Here is a 20613-nt window from a genome sequence, read left to right on the forward strand (position 1 = left end):
TGAGGCGGGCCGTCAGCGGCCCGTCTTGATGCCCAGGTTGCCGCTCGGGGTGCCCCCGGGCGGCCGCTTCGTGGTGCCAGGGGACTTGCCGCCCTGGCGCCGCAGCTCCAGGCGCAGCTCGTCGTCCGCGGCGGAGACCTCGCGCGTCACCGGCTCGTAGCCCGCGAGCGCGAGCGTCACCGACACGATGGGCGCGCCCTTCTCCAGCGCCAGCTTCATGGGCGTCACGCCGCGCTCCTCGCCGGCGATGCTCACCGTGGCGCCGGGCGGCTCGGTGATGACGGGCAGCTCCACCGTCTTCACCGGCTCCACGGGCGGCGGCTTCGTGGGCTGCGCGGGCGGCTTCTCCGGCTCCACCACCACGGCCTGCACGGGCGGCTTCTCCGTCGGCGGGGTGACGCTCGCGGGGCCGCGCAGGAAGACGATGGCGGCGCCGGCCACCAGCAGGGCCGCGCTCACGACGATGACGGGCACCCACGGCACGCGCCTGGGCTCCACCACGCGCTCCATGGGCGAGGTGCCCCGCGTGCGGTCCTGCACCACCGGCCCGCCCACCGCGGCGGCCACGGCCTGACGCGAGCGCGTGCCCGGCGTGACGTTGCGCTGCTGGCGCGAGGCCGACGTGCGCGCGCCCTGCGCGGAGGGGCCCACGCCGCTCAACGACGAGTTGGAGCGCGAGTCCAGGTCCGCGTCCTCGGCCAGCTGGTCCAGCTTCGCCGGGTCCGTCTCCGTGGAGATGCGCTCGTTGTAGAGCTCGCGCAGGTACGCGGACAGGTGCGCGCTGCTCGTGGGCAGCCGCAGGTTGAGCGCGTAGTCCTCCAGCGCCAGCCGGAACGCGCCGCAGTCCGGGTAGCGCTCCTCGGGCGTGGGCGCCAGGGCCTTGAGCACCACCTCATCCAGCCCCGGTGGCAGCTTGGGGTTCAGCTGCGAGGGCCTGGGCACCTGGCAGTCCTTCACCAGCCGCAGCGTCATCAGGTCGGAGTCGCCCTTGAACAGCCGCTTGCCGGTGAGCAGCTCCCACATCACCACGCCCAGGGCGAACAAGTCGCTGCGCGCGTCGATGGCCAGGCCGCTCGCCTGCTCCGGGGACATGTAGGGGTACTTCCCCTTCAGCACACCCGTGGCGGTGTTGGCGCTGCTGGTGGCCGCCTTGGCCACACCGAAGTCGATGACCTTCACCCCGCCGTCGAAGCCGACCAGGATGTTCTGCGGGGACACGTCGCGGTGCACCAGCCGCATGGGCCGGCCTTGCGGGTCTCTTGCCTGGTGCGCGTAGTGCAGCCCCGCGGCCGCGTCCGCGATGATGCGCAGGATGAGGCCCACCGACAGGGGCTTGCCCTGGGTCCGGGAGAACTTCTCCAGCCGCCGCACGTCGTCGCCCTGGACGTACTCCATGGCGAGACAGTGACGCCCTTCAATCTGCGTCAGGTCGAGGATGGTGATGAGGTTGGGGTGGGTGAGACGGGCCACCAGCCCGGCCTCGTCCAGGAACATGGACAAGAACTCATCGTCCTCCGCCAGGTGCGGGAGGATGAGCTTGAGGACCACCAGCCGCTCGAATCCCGTGCCGTGCTCACGGGCCAGGAACACCTGGCCCATTCCGCCCGACGCAATCTTCCGCAGCAACTCGTACTTACCGAATGGCACCGCCATGATGTGTCCGGGAGGATATCTCCCTTTCTCACCGTGCGGGAAATGGCCAGTCGTCTGTCACCCCACATTGACGGGATGGGGTGAAGGTCCGGGTGGGTCTCATGCCTTCATCCGGTAGCCTGAACGGAGCACGAAGTAAACGGCGGCGGTGGCCACCAGCGCGACGCCCGCGAGGATTCCGGCGCCCAGCGCGGGGGAGAACATGCTCTTGCCGAGCATGCCGTAGCGCAGCCCCTCCACCATGTAGACCATGGGGTTGAAGAGGCTGATGGTGCTCCAGGGCGCGGGCAATTCGCGCACCGAATAGAAGACGCCGCCCAGGAACGTGAGGGGCAACATCACGAAGGTGGGGAAGAAGTTGATCTGCTCGAACTTCTCCGCCCACACGGCAGCGAGCAGGCCCAGCACGCTGAAGACGTAGGAGGCGATGAGCAGGAAGTAGGCGGCCACCCACGCGTGCTCCAGGCTGAAGCCGGTGAACAGGCCGGCCACGGCCCAGGTGAGGCCACCGACGACGAGGCCGCGCACCATGGCGCCGCCGATGAAGCCCGCCATCAGCTCGCCGGGGCCCAGCGGGGCCACGAGCAGGTCCACCACGGTGCCCTGGATCTTCGTGATGAACAGCGACGAGGAGCTGTTGAGGAAGGCGTTGTTGGCGATGCCGAGGAAGACCAGGCCCGGCACGATGAAGTGCAGGTACGGCGAGCCCTCCACCTCGGCGACGCGGCCGGAGATGGAGTAGCCGAAGACGATGAAATACAGCGTGGTGCTGATGAGCGGAGAGAGGACCGTCTGCCCCGGCACGCGCATGAAGCGCCGGACCTCCTTCACGAACAGCGTCTGCATCCCGAGGACGTTCATGGTGGTGTCATGGCGGCGCGGCCCCGAGGCGTCGCCTTGGGAAGGCGCGTCCTCGTGGGCGGGCGCGAGAAAGGGGTGGGGTCAGGCGGCCTGGGGCGAGGGACGACCGCGGAGCACTTCCAGGAGGACATCCTCGAGGCGCGAGCGGCGCGTCTCCACGTCGGCGATGGGGAGCCCCTCCGCGTACAGCACGCGCAGCAAGTCCCCGGCGGGGGCGGCGCCCTCGCGCTCGACGTAGGTGAGCGAACGGCCGTCCTCGGACAGGCGCGAGGTGAAGCGGCGCGCGGCCTCCGACAGGCTGGACTGCGGCTCGGTGAAGCTGACGACGACGCGCTTCTCGCCGAAGCGGCGCAAGAGCGTGGCCTTGTCCTCCACCATGAGCAGGCGGCCCTCGTTGATGATGCCCACGCGGTCGGCCAGCTCCTCCGCCTCCTCCAGGTAGTGGGTGGTGAGGACGATGGTGGTGCCCTCGGAGGCGAGCTTGCGCACGTACGTCCAGAGGTCGCGGCGCAGCTCCACGTCCACGCCCGCGGTGGGCTCGTCGAGGAACACCAGCCTGGGCTTGTGCACCAGGGCCTTGGCGATGAGCAGGCGGCGCTTCATGCCGCCGGACAAGGCGCGCGTGAGCGAGTCCTTCTTGCCTTGGAGGTTGAGCGCGGTGAGCACCTCGTCCACGCGGGCCTCGTCCTGCTTCTGGCCGTAGAAGCCCTGCTGGATGCGCAGGGACTCCGCCACGGTGAAGAACGGGTCGAAGTTGATCTCCTGCGGCACCAGGCCCACCTGGTAGCGCGGGCCCACGCTGTCCTGGTCCAGGTCCTGGCCGAAGACGCGGATGGTGCCGGCCGTCTTGCGGACCAGGCCGCACACGCTGCCGATCATCGTCGTCTTGCCGGCGCCGTTGGGGCCGAGCAGCGCGAAGATCTCCCCTGCCCGGATGGTGAGGTCCATCTGCTGCAAGGCGGTGAAGTCGCCGTAGCGCTTGGTGAGTCCCTGGAGCTCCAGGGCGGGGGTGGGGGTCGACATGGCGCCGCCTCGTGTAACACCTTCGATGGCGGGGCGCTTGGCTTGTGAGAGCCCGCATGCGCCCGGGGATGACGAGGTGTGTCGTGTCGACCCTCACCCCGCGAGGAGGCAGCGTGCCTTGCGCCCTCGGGAGAGGGACGGCGCGTCCGGGCGCCCTGTCACACCGTGCAGGGGAAGAAGACGTCCGTGGTGACGGAGGCGCCCGCGGAGTCCCAGACGATGTACTGGACGTGGGCCTGGAGGCCGGCGGTGCAGCGGCCGTTGGCGCGCGACAGCACGTCGCCCATGGGCAGCATGGTGAGGATGGTGGCGTTGCTGACGCCGACCCAGTTGAAGCCGTAGGGCGGGGTGCCGCCGCTGATGATGCCCTCGCACGTGAAGGTGGGGCGACCGAAGCCCTGCATGTTGCAGTAGTTGATGGTGCCGGTGAGCGGCGTGGTCAGGGACTGCTGCTCGCCCTGGGTGGGGGCGGGCGTGTCCTGGGCGACCTCGGGGCCTCCGCAGGCACACAGGAGCAGGGGGACGGCGAACAGGGGAAGGCGGCGCATGGCGACCTCGGGGGTGCGAAGTGGGTCGTGGTGCCGGACGCGATGAGCCTGGGAGCCAAGCACGGCGGGGTGGAGAGGGGAAGGTGAGGCGGGCAGTGGACTTCCGCCGAGGGGCGGGACGCTCTCGCCTTGAGTGCGTTGTTCCACCCTGGTATCCGCGAGCCCCCACCCGCTCAGAGCAGGAAGCCCCAGATGGCCCAGAATTTCATCTTCACGATGCAGGACCTGCGCAAGGTCAAGAACGGCAAGGAGATCCTCAAGGGCATCTACCTGTCGTTCTTCCCCGGCGCGAAGATTGGCGTCATCGGTCCGAACGGCTCCGGCAAGTCGACGCTCCTGCGCATCATGGCGGGCGTGGACACGGAGTTCTTCGGCGTGGCCAAGCCGGACCCGGGCGCGAAGGTCGGCTACCTGGCGCAGGAGCCGCAGCTGGACCCGTCGCTGGACGTGAAGGGCAACGTGGAGCTGGGCCTGAGGGAGATTCGCGCCTCGCTGGACCGCTTCAACGAGGTCAGCGCGAAGTTCGCCGAGCCCATGAGCGACGCGGAGATGGAGAAGCTCCTGGCGGAGCAGGGCCGGCTGCAGGACGCCATCGACGCGGTGAACGGCTGGGAGCTGGACCGCACCATCGAGATGGCCATGGACGCGCTGCGGCTGCCGCCGGGCGACGCGGACGTGACGAAGCTGTCCGGCGGTGAGAAGCGCCGCGTGGCGCTGTGCCGCATCCTGCTGGAGAAGCCGGACCTGCTCCTGCTCGACGAGCCCACCAACCACCTGGACGCGGAGAGCGTCGCGTGGCTGGAGCAGGCGCTCAAGGAGTACAAGGGCACCATCGTCTGCATCACCCACGACCGGTACTTCCTGGACAACGCGGCCGAGTGGATCCTGGAGCTGGACCGCGGCGAGGGGGTGCCCTGGAAGGGCAACTACTCCAGCTGGCTGGACCAGAAGCAGAAGCGGCTGGAGCTGGAGGAGAAGTCGGAGAGCCACCGCCAGAAGACGCTCAAGCGCGAGCTGGAGTGGGTGCGCCAGTCGCCCAAGGCCCGCCAGGCCAAGAGCAAGGCGCGCATCGCGGCGTACGAGGAGCTGCTCAACCAGGGCCAGGAGAAGCGCGACGCCACGGGCGAGGTCATCATCCCGCCCGCGCCCCGCCTGGGCGGGCTGGTGGTGGAGGCCAAGGGCCTGCGCAAGGCGTACGGCGACCGGCTGCTCATCGACGACCTGAGCTTCAAGCTGCCGCCGGGCGGCATCGTGGGCGTCATCGGCCCCAACGGCGCGGGCAAGACGACGTTGTTCCGGATGATGACGGGCACGGAGAAGCCCGACGCGGGCGAGCTGAAGATTGGCGAGACGGTGGTGATGGCCTACGTGGACCAGAGCCGCGACGCGCTCAACGGCGACAACAGCGTGTTCGACGAGGTCAGCGGCGGGCTGGACCACCTGGACCTGGGCCGCGCGGGCCAGGTGCCCAGCCGCGCGTACCTGGCGGGCTTCGCCTTCAAGGGCCAGGACCAGCAGAAGCGCGTGAAGGACCTGTCCGGCGGCGAGCGCAACCGCGTGCACCTGGCGAAGATGCTCAAGAGCGGCGGCAACCTGTTGCTGCTCGACGAGCCCACGAACGACCTGGACGTGGAGACGCTGCGCAGCCTGGAGGACGCGCTCTTGAGCTTCGCGGGCTGCGCGGTGGTCATCAGCCACGACCGCTGGTTCCTGGACCGCATCGCCACGCACATCCTCGCGTTCGAGGGGGACAGCAAGGCCTTCTTCTTCGAGGGCAACTTCGAGGACTACGAGGCGGACAAGAAGAAGCGCCTGGGCCCCGACGCCCTCAATCCGCACCGCATCCGCTACCGCCCCGTCTCCAAGTCCTGAGCGCCGGGCCGCGCGTGGGAAGGTCTCCCACTCTCTCCTGGTAGAGAGGGTGTGGAGACCTTTCCGTTCTTGATGTGGCTTCACGGGGGGTTCTAGCGTCCCGGCGCATGAACCTTCGAACCCGTGGGCTGTTGAGTGTGGTGGCTGTCGTGATGTTTGGACTGACGGCGTGCAACGCCGGGGACGTGAGCGAGGAGCAGGGCGCGCTCGAGTCCTCCGAGGCGGCGCTGTGCAGCGTGGAGCAGTCCTGTCCGAGCGGGATTCCGGTGACGTGCTCGTCGGCGGGCAGCACGTGCACCTCCAGCCCGGACAACGGCGGCTGGGTGGAGTGTGATGGCATTCGCACCTATTGCCCGCCCGCGTGTACGTGCGGGAGCACGCGCTACACGGCGACGCGCTCGGGTGAGGGCGCCACCTGCGGCGCGGCGATGAGCCAGGCGCGCACGCTGCTGACCTCCACGGTGGCGGCGAACTGCCCGGCGGGCGGCTGCAACATCTCCGACACCCTGGGCCAGTGCATCCCGCTGGGCCCCAACCGGACGGATGGCTTCCGCGCCAGCGTGACCCGGACCTACTCGTGCAAGGAGCCGGCGAACTGCCAGTAACCCCCGTGGCACCGCGACGGTCCCGGTTTGACTCATTCGTGACATTCATTGAGGTCGGAAACTTTGAATGTCGTGGGATTGAGTCGCCGGGACCTGTCGCTGGCTGTGGCGTCTTGAAGCGCCCGTGAGTGCTCGACGCTGATTTCAGTCAGACAGAACCTTTCGGCTGCTACTGCGTCGCGGGCCTCGTCCGCCCGGGAAGCGTCGGCGTCCAGACAGACTCACTGTCGGCCAGAGCAGACACCCGACCCGCAAGTGATTGCAGGTGATTGGGTCAAAAAATAGTCGTGAGGCTGAAAATTGAGTGTGGCAATCAGGTCACGGGCTGTCCGGAATTCCCCAGATAATGCACCGCATTAACAGGCGGACCGGGGGTGCGGGAGCGCGTGGTTTCCCTCTGTAGGGGAAGGTGAATTTGGGTGGGTTCGCAACTTTAGGTGGGTGATCTGGAAAATCCGTTTGGCGTCTGTTGATGCGCTTTCCCGGCTGACAGCCATTGGGGAGGGGCGCGTCGGACCTCATAGGGAGCCATCCACATGTCTGTCAGGAACGTCAGCAACCGCGAGCGCGACACCCGCAGCTACAAGATCCAGGAGCGGGACACGCTCACGAAGATCGCCAAGCGCGAGGGCACCACGGTCGACGAGTTGGCCCGTCTCAACAACCTGGCGGACCCGAACAAGATTCGTGCGGGAGCCACCCTGCGGCTGCCCGGCCAGCAGGACGGCTTCGAGGCGGCGGCGTCCGCGCAGAACAACCAGGGCCTGCGCCGCCAGCAGACGCAGACCCCCGGCGACACCTTCGACGCGGGCACCACGGCGGCCGCGGGCATCACGTCCAACAACGTGTCCGGCACGCAGAACGGCTACCGCAACATCCAGGACCTGGGCGCCTTCACGCGCGGCGGCTCCAACTCCGAGGCGGCCATCATCGTCGGCACCTCCGAGGGCAACCGCCGCCCCGACGGCTCCACCACCTCCAGCTACGGTGGTCACACGGACCCGGGCAACGCGAAGCACAACCGCGGCTCGTTCTCCTACCAGGGCGGCGGTGCGCGCTCGCCCGAGCACGCGGACCAGATCTGGAACCGCGAGCTGACCAACGCCACCCCCGCCTACGAGCGCGCCGCTCGCGCCGCGGGCCTGGACCCGAACAACGCGCTGCTCGCGTCCACGTTCTTCGACCTGCACACCCAGTCGCCTCGCGCCGCGCAGAACTTCATCAACCGCGAGATGCCCAGGCTGGCCCAGGACCCGCGCGGCGTCACCCGCGACTCGCTCATCGACGCGCGCGTGAACGCGTACCGCAACGACCAGGGTGTCCTGCGCGCCGCGGGCTTCGACCACAGCGAGAGCCGCCTGCGCGCGGACCAGACGCGCCGCGAGACGGCGCTCGTGTCGGCGCTCGACGCGCGCGGCTACCGCACCGGCAACACCGACCAGGCCCAGCCGAGCAACGTCCCCATTCCCCAGCCGCGCCCGGTCTCCGAGCGCCCCACGTCGGACACGGTGCTGCCGGACAACGTGCCGATTCCCCGCCCGCGCCCGTCCTCGGAGCGCCCCGTCACCACGACCGGGGGCGCGACGCCCACGGACATGAGCGACACCGCGCAGGTCGCGGCGGCCACGGACCGCGCCGCGGTGCAGACGCGCACCCCGTGGATCAGCCAGTACGACGCCTCGCAGGTGGAGCGCGCGGGTGACAAGGCGTGCTTCCGCGCCGCCACCGCGATGGCCCGCCAGGCCGGCGCCAACGTGACGAGCGTCGACCAGCGCATCCAGGTCGCCACCAGCGAGGGCCCCAACGGAATCACGGTGGACCGCGCGGCGGCGGAGCGCGGGCGCAACTACATCGACCAGCAGCTGGCCGCGGGCAAGCCGGTGGTCGTGGGCGTCAACCACAAGACGGGCCGCAACGTCGGCAACGCGGACGGCATCACGGACCACTTCGTGGTCATCACCGGCCGCGGCACGGACGCGCAGGGCCGCACCTACTACACGTTCAACGACCCGGCGACCCGCAACCAGAGCCGCGGCGCGGACACCAACGCGAACAACCGCTTCTACGTGGACCCCAACACGGGCAACCTCACCCGCCCCGGTCCTCGCGACGGCTACGTGGTCGGCCGCCAGTTCGACGTGACGATGGTCCGCCCGAACGCGTAATCACCCGCATCGCATGGACGAAGACAGCCCGGCGGCCCCTGGTGGGTCGACCGGGCTGTTCCATGTCCAGGGCCGAGGGACGTGCCTCGCCGTGACGAGGTCTGGCCCCCGCCTCGCGCCCGGTGTGGGGCGAGCGACGTGGCACGAGTTCGGCATGGCTCCTCGGGAGCACCTCGCCGCGAGAAGCTCGACCCGGCTCAGGGCGAGCGCCTCGCCGCGACGAGGCCTGGTTCCTGTCTCGCGTCCTGATGTGGGGCAAGCGGCGCGGCACGAACTCGGCCCGGCTCAGCAGGAGGGCCTCGCCGCGAGAAGCTCGACCCGGCTCAGGGCGAGCGCCTCGCCGCGACGAGGCCTGGTTCCTGTCTCGCGTCCTGATGTGGGGGCGAGCGACGTGGCACGAGCTCGGCCCGGCTCCGCGGGAGCACCTCGCCGCGGGACGCTCGACCCGGCCCAGGGCCAGCGCCTCGCCGCGAGGAGGCCCAACGTCGGGCCCGACGCGCGCGCCGTGCGGCGCGCCTCCGTCACCTCGGGGAGGGTCGCCGTTCCGGAGCGGGCGCGACCTGCTCCCCGGACTCCACGCTCACGGCGAGCGGCGCGAGGCGAGCGCGCCCCTCAGCTCCCGCACCTCCGCGAGCAGCTCCTTCGCGGCCGCCACGGGGGACGTCGTGGCGACGGGCCCCTCGGGCCGCGTGATGAGCTCCGAGGGCTCGCCCAGGCCCGTGTCGCGGTGCATCCGCACGCGCTCCAGGATGGCGTCCCGAATCGCCTCGGGGTCGCTCACGCCTCGAAATCGCGCCTCGTGCAGGTGCTCGGCCGGGTCCAGGTCCGCGTCGTTGCCACGCGCGCCGCTGCCGCCACCCGCCGTCTCCACCTTCACGTCCGCGATGCCCAGCAGCCGCTGGAGCGGGTTCTGCTGGATGGAGATCTGCTGGATGTTGGCGAACGTCATCGTCTTCTCGCGCAGCGACATGACGCCCTCGTGCACGCGCAGGCTGCGGTCCGTGAGCGCGTACCAGCGCAGCTCGTAGTCCAGCCGGATGACGAAGAAGCTCACCGGGAACATCACCAGGTAGCCCACCCACACGAACGCCTCGAGCGCGTACATGACCGGCCGGGTGTACGGGAAGTCGAGGATCATCGGCACCCAACGGCTGATGAACAACCAGCCCACCACCGTGCCCGCGAGCACGCCCACCTGCTTGAGCGCGAGCAGCACCCGCCGGTAGTTCAGGTACGCGGGCGCCGCGTTGAACACCCGCACCGTGCCCTCGGGGAGCTGGCGCTCGGAGGGCACCTTCAACCAGCGCAGCAGCCATGCATGGGGCACGTCAGCCATTCGTCTTCTCCGGGGTGACGGCGGGCGTGCCCAGCTCCTGTCGCAGCGCGCGCACCTCGGCGGCGACCTCGCGCAGCGCGGCGGCCAGCGCCTCCGACTCACCGGACACCAGCGCTGCGGGCTTCACCTGCGCGTCCGCCTTCGTGTCCCGGGCCCCGCGCATCTTCGAGTAGAGCAGGTCTCTCATCGCCTCGAAGTCCTGCACGCCCTCGATGGTGATCTCCGCCTGGGCGCTGCCGCTGGCCGTCTGGATGAGGATGCGCGCGAGCCCCAGCCATCGCTCCACCACGTGGCTGGACAGGTGGATGTCCTGGATGCGCGCGTACGTGAGCGACACCTCGCGGCGGAAGAGGATGCCCCACCGCATGGTGATGCCCTCCTCGTCCAGCTCGTAGCGCAGCGTGCGGTACTTGAAGTACCGGATGAGCGCGAGGATGGGGAAGCCCGGCCCCGCCAGCAGCGAGCCCAGCAGGTAGTTGGCCAGGAGGTTCTGGTGGGGCTGGAGCACCACCGGCAGCTTCCACGGTGAGGCCGCTTTCGCGGGCGTCATCGCGTGCTGGGGCGGGCGCGAGGAGGTGGCGGGTCCGCCAGGAATCATGGATGGCTCACCAGGGTGTCTCGGACGGTCACTGTCTGTTCCCAACGCGGGAACCCGACACCCATTTCATACACCGGTCCACCCCCCCGTCGTCATGCCCCCGCCCCCGCGCACGCGCGGGCAGATGGATGCCCGGGAAGACAGGGGAAATGCTCCTTTCCGCCAGAGGTCGGGACCGCCGTGCGAACACCCCGGAAGGCAGCCGCGCGTCGCGCCATCGACACCGCGCCGCGGGTGCTTCCGCGGGGAAGGGGAGGCTGACCACTCGGTGACGCGCGGGCTGTGGAGCACGTCACGCTTGCCGAAGCGTGCTGACGTCTCAGAGACAACCTCGCGGGTTTCCACGTATCGGGCGCTTGGTTCAGCGCCGCGCGACCCTACCGTGGCGCCGCATGAACGTGATGCGCTGGTTGGGTCTCGAGGAGATGTTGTCGGGTCTGGATACGCCGGTGGGTTGCACGGCCGAGCAGCTCTCTCGAGACGACATCCCCCGGCTCACCACGCTGCTGTCCACCTGGTACCCGGACATCCGCGTGGGCACGGAGAGCCGTCACCTGGACCCCTCCTTCTACGAGCGTGAGGTCTACCTGCGCGGCGAGTCACCCGAGCGGCCGCTGTACGCCATCGTGTGTCGCGAGCAGCGCAGCGGGGACATCATCGGCCTGCTGACGCTGGAGCGGAACGTGCGAGGGCTCCAGCTCTCCGCGGCGCTGGGCGTCGTGGAGCCGTCGCGCCGGGGGGTGGGCATCGGCTCGCTGGGCACCTCGGCGCTGGAGGTGGTGGGGCGCAACATCGGCGCGGAGGTGGTGCTGTACTACTCCACGCTGAAGACGCCGCTGGGGCAGCGCAACGCCGAGGACCGCGGCTACACGCTGGTGGGGCTGGTGCCCGCCTTCGACGTGGACGCCATCGCCCCGGGCACGGTGAAGCGCGTCTACGAGGCGCTCTACGCGAAGGTGCTCGTCGCCGAGGAGCGCGTCCACGTGCCCGCGTGGGAGATGCTCACGCCTCCGACGCGGGCGCTCTTCACGCACCTGTTCGGTCCCCACCCCGCGCAGACCGCTGTCACCCCGGAGGTCCGGGAGCAGTGCCATGGTTGAGGTGCGGACGTACGAGGGCGGCGCCGAGGACGCGTCCCGCTTCATCAACCGCGTCTGGGGCGAGTACTACGCGTCCCAGGGGCCACTGACGGACTTCCAGCCGCGCATGCTCGACTGGGTGCTGTTCGGCAACCCGCTCGCCACGCCCGAGTACCGGCTGGGTGCGTACGTGCATGGCAAGCTGGCGGGGGTCTTCTTCGCGGAGCCCATCCGCCTGCGGCTCGGGGGCCAGGACGTGGATGGCACCTATGGGAGCTGGCTGAGCGTGGACCCGGCGTTCCGGGGCCATCGCGTGGGCCACAAGCTGGTCGAGGAGCTGGGGGCCCGTCAGCGCGAGCGCGGCGCGGCCATGACGCTGGCGTGCGTGGGGCTCGGTTCGGTGGGGGAGCGGTTCTGGAAGAGGGTGCGGGGCACCCGCGCCTTCGGCTCGCTGGGGCTGTGGCTGCACGTCTTCGACCCGGCCGCGGTGGCCCGCTGGGCGGCGTCCTTCCCCGAGCGCGCCTTCTTCTCGCTGGCCAGCCGGCTGCCACGAAGGCGGCCCGTCGACCTGGACACCCACGGCATCCGTCCCTACCGCCCCGAGGACCTGCCCGCCTGCATGGCGCTGGTGGAGCAGTCCATGGAGCACGTGAGCCTGGGCTACGGCTACACCGCGGAGCGGCTGGCCCATCAGCTCCAGTACCGCGACGTGCCGCGCACCCTGGTGCTGGAGCGGCACGGCGCGGTGCGAGGGCTGATCAACTCCTACCTGTTCCAGATGAACGCCCGGGACACGCTCACCATCGCCCTCGTCGACCTCCTGGCGCTGGACGCATCGGTGCCGCGCGAGGAGCGCAAGCGCTTCCTGCGTGTCGCCATGCGGGACATGGCCACGCGCGGGGCCCACTGCGCGGCGATGGTGCGCAGCCCCTGTGTCCCCGCCGGGCTGATGCTCGGCTCGGGGTGGGTGCCCTGGTCCGGAGGCATGCGCATCGTCTGCGCGCTGGCCTCTCCCGAGGTGGCCTGGCCCGCCTCGCCCCGCGTCTTCACGCACCTGCGCTGAAATTCCCTCGGGGAGCGTCCCCTCGCGCGGGGGGCCCGCTCGGCGACGGTAGAATCTACCGTCGCCTGGGGGCTCGGGGCTCGACAAGGAACTGGGAGAAGGCGCCCGGCGCGCTATGGTTCATGGAGAGCCGGGACTGTCGCCCCGAGGAGCCATGAACTTCGTCTTCATCTCTCCGCACTTCCCGTCCCACTTCTTCCACTTCGTCACCGCGCTGCGCGAGCGGGGCGTGACGGTGCTGGGCATCGGTGACGCGCCCTACGAGTCCCTGCGCCAGGAACTGCGCGACTCGCTGCGCGAGTACTACTTCGTCCCCAGCCTGCACGACGAGGACGCGCTCACCCGGGCGGCGGGCTACCTCACCTGGCGGCACGGGCGGCTGGAGCGCATCGACTCGCTCAACGAATCCTGGCTCGAAGTCGAGGCGCGCCTGCGCGAGGACTTCCACGTCCCCGGCCTCCACCCCGCGGACATCCACCGCATGCGCTCCAAGTCGGGCATGGCGCAGGTGTTCCATCAGGCGGGCGTACCCCATCCGGACCTCATCCGCGTGCGCGACGCGGCGCAGGTGAAGCAGTTCGCCGCGCGCGTGGGCTACCCGCTGGTGCTCAAGCCCGACGTGGGCGTGGGCGCCGCCAACACCTTCAAGGTCGCGAGCGACGCGGACGTGGACACGGCCCTGGCCCACCCGCTGCCCACGACCTACGTCGCGCAGCCCTTCGTGCGCGGCACCATCGTCACCTACGACGGCATCGTGGACCGCCACGGCGTCATCGTCTTCACGCTCAGCCACGAGTACAGCGACGGCGGCATGGAGACGGTGGTCGAGCGGCGCGACATCTCCTTCTGGAGCCACCTGGAGATTCCCCCCGCGCTGGACGTGCTCGGCCGTCAGGTGGTGGAGGCCTTCGGCCTGCGCGAGCGCTGGTTCCACCTGGAGTTCTTCCGGCTGCCCGACGGCCGCTTCGTGGTGCTGGAGGCCAACCTGCGGCCGCCCGGCGGCTTCATCCCGGACATGATGAACTACACGTGCGACATCGACGTGTACCGGCTCTGGGCGCGGGTGATGACGGGGGACCCGGTGGCGGACTTCCGCTACACGCCGCGCTACCACGTGTGTCACAGCGCCAGGCGCCACGGCCGGCGCTACCTGCACTCGCACGACGAGGTGGTGAAGAAGCTGGGACCCGCGCTCCTGCTGCACCGCGAGCTGCCGCCCATCTACCACAGCCTCCTGGGCGAGGAGATGTACCTGTCCCGGCACACCGACCTGGACGCGATGCGGGAGGCGGTGCGCTTCATCCAGGCCACGAAGAAGTGACCAGGCCTCAGCGCTCCTTCCACGTGAGCAGGTACGTGGTGTGGCCCTCCTCCACGGACAGCGTCGTCACCTTGGGGGACTCGGCGCCGCCCACGCGCAGCATGTTCTCGAAGAGGGACTCCGCGTAGCCCGGGGTGTCGAGCACGGAGTTCATCCGCATCTCGAACTCGGTGGGGCTTTTCTCCACCAGCTGCACCTCGGTGTAGTTGTCCGTGGCGCGCAGCGTCTGGGGCAGCCGCAGCACCAGCCGCCGGGGACCGAGCAGCCTCATGACGCCGAACACCGCGCGGCCGATGAACGTGCGTCCGTAGCCCTCCACGTGCGCGGCGGCGAGCTGGCGGAAGCCCTCCTCCAGCGTGAGACCGGGCCAGGTCTCCTCCACGATGACGCGCAGGCAGCGGCTCCACATCACCACCGGATAGGTGGGGTTCAGCGGCCCCTTCACGTTGATGCCGGCCTGCTCGAGCCGCTTCTGGAGCCGGGGGGAGATGCGGCCGGAGAGCCCGTGCTGCAACAGGCCCTCCACGACCTGCGAGTAGACGATGCGCTGCTCGAGGGGGACGGAGGTGCCGGACTTCACGCCAGCAGCCAGCGCATCGCCAGGGGCAGCCGACGCTGCCAGTCCCGCTCGTGGTGTTCACCGCCCGGCTCCAGCACCAGCGACACCTCGTGGTCCGCGTAGCCCAGCGTCTTGAGGTGCTCGTAGAACGCGCGCGTGCCGCGCCCGTAGTCGAGCGGGACGCCGTCGGCGTGGATGAACTCCTGCTCGCCGGCGTCCAGGTAGATGCGCGTCCAGCGGCGCGGGTGGGTGCCCCACTCGGAGAACAGCCGGCTGTTGCTCCACATGACGGTGGGCGACAGCGCGCCGATGCGGCCGAAGATGTTCGGGTAGCGCGAGCCCAGGTACAGCGACATCAGCCCGCCGAGCGACGAGCCCATGGCGCCCGTCCACTCGGCGCCCTCGCGGGTGCGGTAGTGCTGGTCGACCAGGGGCTTCAAGTGTTCGACGAGGAAGCGCGCGTAGGACTCGCCGCGCGCCTTCACCCGGCCCGTGGTGTCGTCCCAGGGGGAGTACTCCTGGAGCCGCCCCTGGCCCGAGTCCACCGCGACGATGATCCACGGCTCCAGGTGGCCCGAGTCCACCGCCTGTTCGAGCGCGAGGTTGGCGCACCAGGTGTCGAAGAGCGCGGACTCCGGATGGGCGAAGACGTTCTGCCCGTCGTGCATGTACAGCACGGGGAAGCGATGCCAGGGCATCGAGTCGTACGCGTCCGGCGTGTAGATGCGCACGGTGCGGGAGAAGCCCTCCTGGGGGGAGGGAAGGTCTCGGACGATGTGGACGTGGCCCATGTGGATGCGGCCGACAGCATACATGGATGGGCCCCCGGCGCCCGCTCCGGCGCGGCCAGGGGTTCTGGGGCGCACACCCGAGGGGTCATCCGCCTGACAGGACGGCTGGCCTCGGGAGTGCAGCCCGCCACGGGGACCTGGGGTCGTCGGTGCTTCCTGTCATACTGGGAAGGCAGCGGCCGCCCCCCTCCGGAGTCTCCCTTGTTGGAACTGAACCGACTGCACCTGTCCGCGTTGTTGATGTTGACCGAGGCCGACCTGGAGCAGGCGCGGTCGGCGCTGGATGGCAGTGACGAGGCGCGGCTGCGCTATGCGGCGGCGCTGGCCCGGGCGGTGGCGGCCCGGTCCGTCATGGAGGAGCTGCTGCTGGTGGACTCGCGGCATCAGGTCCTCGCCTGAGGCCTCGCGGGGTGTCCGGAGGCTGGACGCTCAATCCCAGGTCCGGATGCGGGAAGCGTGGGGCGCCACTGTAGGGAAGCGTGGTCTGTGGCGTGCAGTGCCGGCGCCGCGTGCATCGGTTCCTGGGGTGGTGGGGGTGGTTGTGGCTGTGGGGGATGTCGTCGGCCTGGGCGGCCCCGTACGAGGTGGAGCCCGACGTCGACGGTGAGCTGGAGCTGTTCGGGCTGTTGGAAGAGGGGACGCTCTCCGCCGAGAGCTGGGCGGCGCTGGTGGCGCTGCGCCGGGCGGGGGTCGAGCCGGAGCGGGCGACCCGGGACATGCTCCATTCGCTTCCGGGCCTCACATACGCGCAGGTGGATGCGTGGTTGCGTGCGCGTGACGCCGGTGACGCGTCAGCGCTCCTGACGGAGGCGGAGGCGCGGCGGCTCGCGCCGTTCCTGGTGGGGGAGGAGTCGGGGCGCGTGACGGGGGACGCGAGGTTGCTGACGGCGTTCGCGCTGTCGGACTCGCGAGGGCCTCCGGTGGCGCTGCAGATGCGGGCCGGAGGGCTTCGGGGGCTGCGCGTCGGAGTGCTCGCGGTGTGGGCGCGTCGCAAGGTGGGGATGCCTCGGCGGGATGCGCGGAGTCGGGCGCTCGTGGTGGAGGCGCCGGGCTCGGCGGTGTTGCTGCCCAAGTTCCATGCGCGGTGGACGGGGACGCGGGCCTCGGTGCTGGTGGGGACGTATCGGCTGGGGTTCGGTCAGCGGCTCACGCTGGACACCACCGCGCTGCCCTCGCCGGAGGGTGTCCTTCCGGATGATGGCGTGCGCCCTCCGGGGGCGCTCGAGCGGGAGTGCCTGCTGACGTCCTCGGCGTGTGACGAGGACGCGCGCGACGCGGACATCACCCCGGACTTCCGTTGGGACGAGGCCTTTCGCGGGGTCGCTGCGAGCGTGCGTGGGGCGCTGGGGAGCGGAGTGGAGCTGACGCTCACGGGCTTCGGTTCGTATCAGGGGCGCTCGGTGCGGCGCTCGGAGGTGTTGGACAGGGGCGGGTGTTCCTCGGGGGCGTGCGCGGCGCCGGAGGTGCTGGTGGCGGGGGCGCGCAGGGAGAAGCTCCGGGCTGGTTCGTTGCCAGGGGTGTTTCGTGAGTGGGCGGGAGGGGGCAACGCGACGCTGGCGGTCTCGCCGCGAGCGCGGCTCGGGGTGACGGGGTGGGGGGCGCGGCCTGGGTTCGCGGTGGAGGGCGCGGTGCTCGACTTCCAGCCGGGCGCTCGCTACCCGTCGGGCGGGGGCTTCGGCGCGGTGGGCGTGGATGCGGCGTGGGGGGCGGGGCCGGTGGATGTCTTCCTGGAGCTCTCGCGCAGCTTCGACTCCGTGCCGGGGGCGGGTGGGGGTTGGGCGGCGCTTCAGCGCACGGTGGTCTCGGGAGTGGGGCGAGAGCTGGAGGTGTCGCTGCGCTACTACGGACGGGGCTTCGTGAATCCCTACAGTGGCGCGACCTCGGGGGCGGACGTGTTGGAGGGGCAGCGGGTTCGCAACGAGCTGGGCGTGCGGCTGCGCTACCTGCACCGCGACGAGGGCGCGTGGCGGCTTCGCGGACAGGTGGATGGCTGGACGCTGCCCTCGGATGGCGTGGTGGAGGGGACCGCGGGGCTGACGCGTCTGAGGGCCTCGGCCCGGGTGGATGTGCTGGCCTGGACGTGGTTGCAGCCGTCGCTCCGGCTCGATGCGCGCTTGTCCGGCGCGGGGTTGTCCACGCTGTGCGCGGAGGTGGAGCGGGACGGGGACGCGGAGCCGGAGGAGATGGCGGCGTGCTCGAACGGAGGGCGGCAGGGCGCCACGGCGCGGGTGCGCTCGGTGTTGTCGGAGCAGGTCGAGGTGGCCTGGGAGTACGGCCATGCGCGCGTGGTGGAGACGGGGGCGACGACGGCGCGATGGGATGGGCGGGCGCTCGTCGAGCTGAAGCTTCGGCCGGCGGAGTCCTGGCGAGTGGGAGGTCGGGTCCAGTGGAGGGACGAGGACCTGTCTGAGAGGACGCGGCTCCGACAGGAGGTGCGCACGACGGTGGACCTGCGCTGGAGCGTCCTGGAGAGGACGACGATGCGAGGGCGCTACGCGTGGGTCGTGGACCTGAAGGACGCGCGGACCGCGCGCACGCCGCCGGATGAACCGCGCCACCTGTTCCAACTGGATGTGGAGACGCGGTTCTGACGTGGCCTGCGCTGAGCACCTTCGCGGGAGGACGAGGAGGGGCTGGTGGTGGAGACGCGGTTTCTGAAGCGTGGAGTGGTGGGGAGGGGAGTCGGTGATGAGGAGGGGTGACGTGAGGCGCTGGGGATGGTGGTTGTGCGTGGTGGGGTTGAGCGGCTGTGGGGCGCCGGCGGAGGAGTGGGCAGAGGACGCCTGCGCGGACCTGTTGCCGGGGGACGTCGTCATCACCGAGTACCTGAACGACCCCGACGGAACGGACACGGGGCGCGAGTACGTGGAGCTGCACAATCCGCTCTCGGTGCCGGTGAGCCTGGAGGGACTGACGCTCCATGCCTCGCGCTCGGATGGCTCGCAGGAGAAGACCTTCCTGTTCGACGCGCCGCTGTCGTTGGCACCCGGTGACTACCTGGTGCTGGGCGACGTTCGCGAGGGAGCCGTGCCCGCGCACGTGGACCTGTCCTACGGCGATTCGCTGGGCGCGCTGGGGAACTCGTCGGGACGGCTGGGGCTGCGGTGTGGGTCCCGGGTGGTGGATGAAGTCCCGCTCACGGCGCCCGCGAAGAGTGGTGTCGCGCGTGTGTATGACGGGCGACTGGTGCCGGACTCCGCCAGCAATGACGACCCGACGCGCTGGTGCGACTCCGAGGGCTCCACCGTGGGTGGTGGGTTCCAGGGGAGTCCGGGCTCGGCGAACGCGCCCTGTGCTCCGACGGAAGGAGCCTCCGGAGGCGAGGCGGGCGTGGAGCGCTGTTCCCCGCTGGAGGGCCTGGCGGCGCGTCCGGTGCGGTGGCCCCGCGTGGGTGAGCTGGTCATCACCGAGCTGATGGTGAACCCCATCGGCGATGACACCTCGGCCGAGTGGGTGGAGGTCCTGGCCCTGGCTCCGGTGGACCTGAATGGATTGACGGTGGGCTCGGACACCTCGGGGACACGGCTGCAGGGGACGCAATGTCTGTCGCTCCCCGCGGGAGGGTACGCGCTGCTCGCCCGTCGCGCGGATGCGGTCCTGAACGGAGGGCTGCCCACGCCGCTGGCCACGTTCGGTGTGGACCTCCGCAACGCGGGCGGTGTCGTGCTCGTACGAGCAGGGGACGTGGTCGTGGACGCGGTCGAGTACGGCCCCGCACGCGAGGGCGTGGCGACCCAGGTGTCGGTGGAGCGAGCGAATGCGTCCGACAACGATTCACTGTCGTCATGGTGTCCCGCACGGGAGCGCTATGGCGAGCGTGGCAACCTGGGGACTCCGGGACGCGGGAACACCCGATGCACCGAAGGGGACACAGACGCCGGGACCGCGGATGGCGGCGGAGGGGACGCCGGTGCATCGGATGCAGGGCGCGACGCGGGCTCTTCAGGTGGAGGCTCCACGGATGGCGGGCGCGATGCAGGTTCGACCTCGGACGCGGGGCCTCGCGACGCCGGTCCGCCGGATGCTGGACCGCCAGATGCCGGTCCCCCAGGCTCCACCTGCATCGACCGGGTCACGGGACGCGCTCGCGCGGTCCGCGTACCGGAGGTCGGCTCTCTCGTCCTCACGGAGCTCATGGCGGACCCGACCGTGGTCGCCGACGGCGTGGGCGAGTGGGTCGAAATCCTCGCGACACGCGAGGTGGACCTCAACGGCGTCACGTTGATGAACGAGAGCGGAGCGAGCACGCCGCTCGACGCCGCGCTCTGTTTGTCGCTGAGGACTGGCACCCGCGCGGTGCTCGCGCGCAGCCTGGACCCGGCGCTCAACGGGGGCCTGCCGGCGGTGCTGGCCACCTTCTCCTTCAACCTCGCCAACACCGCGGGAGCCCGCTCGCTCCGGTTGATGAGGGACGGCAGGGTGCTGGACGCCATCAGGTGGTCGAACGCCGCGACGCCGGGCGTGTCCTGGCAGGTGGACCCCGCGAGCAGTGATGCCCAGCGCAATGACCTGCCAGGCAGCTTCTGCGCCGCGCCTTCGAGCGCGCGCTATGGCCTGGGAGACCGGGGCACGCCAGGACTGGAGAACCGCGCATGCCCGCGCTGAACCCCATCCCCGCGACCCGGTGGCTCGTCCTCCTGACGGCATGGCTCGTCACGAGCGCCCTCGGGTGCGGTGCGGACCCGGGTGGCAGGTGTGGTCCCTCGACGGGGCTGGTGACGGAGGTCCTCGACGGTGACACCCTCGTCCTGGAGGGCGGCGTGCGTGTCCGCTATCTGCTCGCGGACACCCCGGAGCTCACGGCGGGCAGACACGAGTGCTTCGGCCGCGAGGCGCACGCGTTCAACCGGAGCCTTGTCGAGGGCCGCCAGGTGACGCTCGTCGACGCGGAGGCGTGTGAGGACCGCTTCGGTCGCCGGCTCGCCTACGTCTTCGTCGATGGCCGCGACGTGAGCGCGCTGCTCGTGGAGCGGGGCCTCGCCTGCGTGCTCCATGTCCCGCCCGCGGGTGACTCACGCCGTCGGGAACTCGAAGCCCTGGAGGCCCAGGCCCGGCGTGCCCGACGTGGCTTGTGGGGCGCCTGCTCGCCGGTGCCCTGCGCATGAATCACGCAGAGCACACGCAGCGCCCTGATGCCCG

18 protein-coding genes are annotated in these 20613 nt (G+C 70.5%); 10 read left to right on the forward strand and 8 right to left on the reverse strand.

Translation table 11 applies throughout. From position 1 onward, the window contains the following. Positions 1–12: 12 nt before the first annotated feature. The 4 genes from K8625_RS07705 to K8625_RS07720 form a co-directional block, all read right to left on the reverse strand. Positions 13–1653 carry a serine/threonine-protein kinase gene (locus K8625_RS07705; RefSeq protein WP_223749826.1) on the reverse strand — a complete coding sequence of 547 codons (1641 nt, stop codon included), beginning with the start codon at positions 1651–1653 and terminating at the stop codon, positions 13–15. 99 nt (positions 1654–1752) lie between these two features. Then, positions 1753–2514: an ABC transporter permease gene (locus K8625_RS07710; protein WP_223749827.1), complete on the reverse strand. Its 762-nt coding sequence runs from the start codon at positions 2512–2514 to the stop codon at positions 1753–1755. Positions 2515–2595: 81 nt separating this feature from the next. After that, the gene (locus K8625_RS07715) at positions 2596–3537 is read right to left on the reverse strand and encodes an ABC transporter ATP-binding protein (RefSeq protein WP_223749828.1); all 942 of its coding nucleotides are present in this window, start codon (positions 3535–3537) and stop codon (positions 2596–2598) included. A 158-nt stretch (positions 3538–3695) separates the two neighbouring features. Then, positions 3696–4085 carry a hypothetical protein gene (locus K8625_RS07720; RefSeq protein ID WP_223782302.1) on the reverse strand — a complete coding sequence of 130 codons (390 nt, stop codon included), beginning with the start codon at positions 4083–4085 and terminating at the stop codon, positions 3696–3698. A 192-nt stretch (positions 4086–4277) separates the two neighbouring features. Between K8625_RS07720 and ettA the strand changes: the two genes are divergently transcribed. The 3 genes from ettA to K8625_RS07735 all read left to right on the forward strand — a co-directional run bounded on the left by ettA (position 4278) and on the right by K8625_RS07735 (position 8727). Further along, on the forward strand, positions 4278–5957 hold the full coding sequence (gene ettA, locus K8625_RS07725) for an energy-dependent translational throttle protein EttA (protein ID WP_223782303.1): 1680 nt from the start codon (positions 4278–4280) through the stop codon (positions 5955–5957). A 152-nt stretch (positions 5958–6109) separates the two neighbouring features. Then, a complete protein-coding gene (locus K8625_RS07730) occupies positions 6110–6562 on the forward strand; it encodes a hypothetical protein (protein ID WP_223782304.1) in 453 nt (150 codons plus the stop codon). Positions 6563–7098: 536 nt separating this feature from the next. Then, positions 7099–8727 carry a LysM peptidoglycan-binding domain-containing protein gene (locus K8625_RS07735; RefSeq protein WP_223782305.1) on the forward strand — a complete coding sequence of 543 codons (1629 nt, stop codon included), beginning with the start codon at positions 7099–7101 and terminating at the stop codon, positions 8725–8727. Positions 8728–9307: 580 nt separating this feature from the next. Here K8625_RS07735 and K8625_RS07740 read toward each other — a convergent pair. Next, positions 9308–10063, reverse strand: a complete 756-nt coding sequence (locus K8625_RS07740; protein ID WP_223782306.1) for a PH domain-containing protein — start codon at positions 10061–10063, stop codon at positions 9308–9310. Continuing rightward, complete coding sequence (locus K8625_RS07745; protein ID WP_223749834.1) at positions 10056–10661, reverse strand: PH domain-containing protein; 606 nt, start codon at positions 10659–10661, stop codon at positions 10056–10058. The genes K8625_RS07740 and K8625_RS07745 overlap by 8 nt, the downstream gene beginning before the upstream one ends. 392 nt (positions 10662–11053) lie before the next feature. Here K8625_RS07745 and K8625_RS07750 point away from each other — a divergent pair, with 392 nt between their 5' ends. The 3 genes from K8625_RS07750 to K8625_RS07760 all read left to right on the forward strand — a co-directional run bounded on the left by K8625_RS07750 (position 11054) and on the right by K8625_RS07760 (position 14124). After that, complete coding sequence (locus K8625_RS07750) at positions 11054–11761, forward strand: hypothetical protein (protein WP_223749835.1); 708 nt, start codon at positions 11054–11056, stop codon at positions 11759–11761. After that, complete coding sequence (locus tag K8625_RS07755; RefSeq protein WP_223782307.1) at positions 11754–12803, forward strand: GNAT family N-acetyltransferase; 1050 nt, start codon at positions 11754–11756, stop codon at positions 12801–12803. Before K8625_RS07750 ends, K8625_RS07755 begins: the two co-directional genes overlap by 8 nt. Before the next feature lie 154 nt (positions 12804–12957). After that, positions 12958–14124: an acetyl-CoA carboxylase biotin carboxylase subunit family protein gene (locus K8625_RS07760; RefSeq protein WP_223749837.1), complete on the forward strand. Its 1167-nt coding sequence runs from the start codon at positions 12958–12960 to the stop codon at positions 14122–14124. 7 nt (positions 14125–14131) lie between these two features. Here the strand turns inward: K8625_RS07760 and K8625_RS07765 are convergent, their stop codons facing one another. Together K8625_RS07765 and K8625_RS07770 are read right to left on the reverse strand one after the other, a co-directional pair. Further along, positions 14132–14704: a TIGR02265 family protein gene (locus tag K8625_RS07765; RefSeq protein ID WP_223749838.1), complete on the reverse strand. Its 573-nt coding sequence runs from the start codon at positions 14702–14704 to the stop codon at positions 14132–14134. Beyond that, complete coding sequence (locus K8625_RS07770; protein WP_223782498.1) at positions 14701–15474, reverse strand: alpha/beta hydrolase; 774 nt, start codon at positions 15472–15474, stop codon at positions 14701–14703. Before K8625_RS07770 ends, K8625_RS07765 begins: the two co-directional genes overlap by 4 nt. 201 nt (positions 15475–15675) lie before the next feature. Between K8625_RS07770 and K8625_RS07775 the strand changes: the two genes are divergently transcribed. The 4 genes from K8625_RS07775 (at position 15676) to K8625_RS07790 (ending at position 20579) form a co-directional block, all read left to right on the forward strand. Beyond that, positions 15676–15873, forward strand: coding sequence for a hypothetical protein (locus K8625_RS07775; RefSeq protein WP_223782308.1), 198 nt, complete (start codon positions 15676–15678; stop codon positions 15871–15873). Between the two features lie 155 nt (positions 15874–16028). Continuing rightward, positions 16029–18065: a hypothetical protein gene (locus K8625_RS43670; RefSeq protein WP_255665507.1), complete on the forward strand. Its 2037-nt coding sequence runs from the start codon at positions 16029–16031 to the stop codon at positions 18063–18065. 112 nt (positions 18066–18177) lie between these two features. Then, positions 18178–20079, forward strand: coding sequence for a lamin tail domain-containing protein (locus K8625_RS07785; protein ID WP_223782309.1), 1902 nt, complete (start codon positions 18178–18180; stop codon positions 20077–20079). Then, positions 20067–20579: a thermonuclease family protein gene (locus tag K8625_RS07790; protein ID WP_223782310.1), complete on the forward strand. Its 513-nt coding sequence runs from the start codon at positions 20067–20069 to the stop codon at positions 20577–20579. Before K8625_RS07785 ends, K8625_RS07790 begins: the two co-directional genes overlap by 13 nt. Positions 20580–20613: the final 34 nt, after the last annotated feature.

Origin of the sequence: Myxococcus sp. AS-1-15 (assembly GCF_020037055.1) — a bacterium.
GTDB classification, from domain to species: domain Bacteria; phylum Myxococcota; class Myxococcia; order Myxococcales; family Myxococcaceae; genus Myxococcus; species Myxococcus fulvus.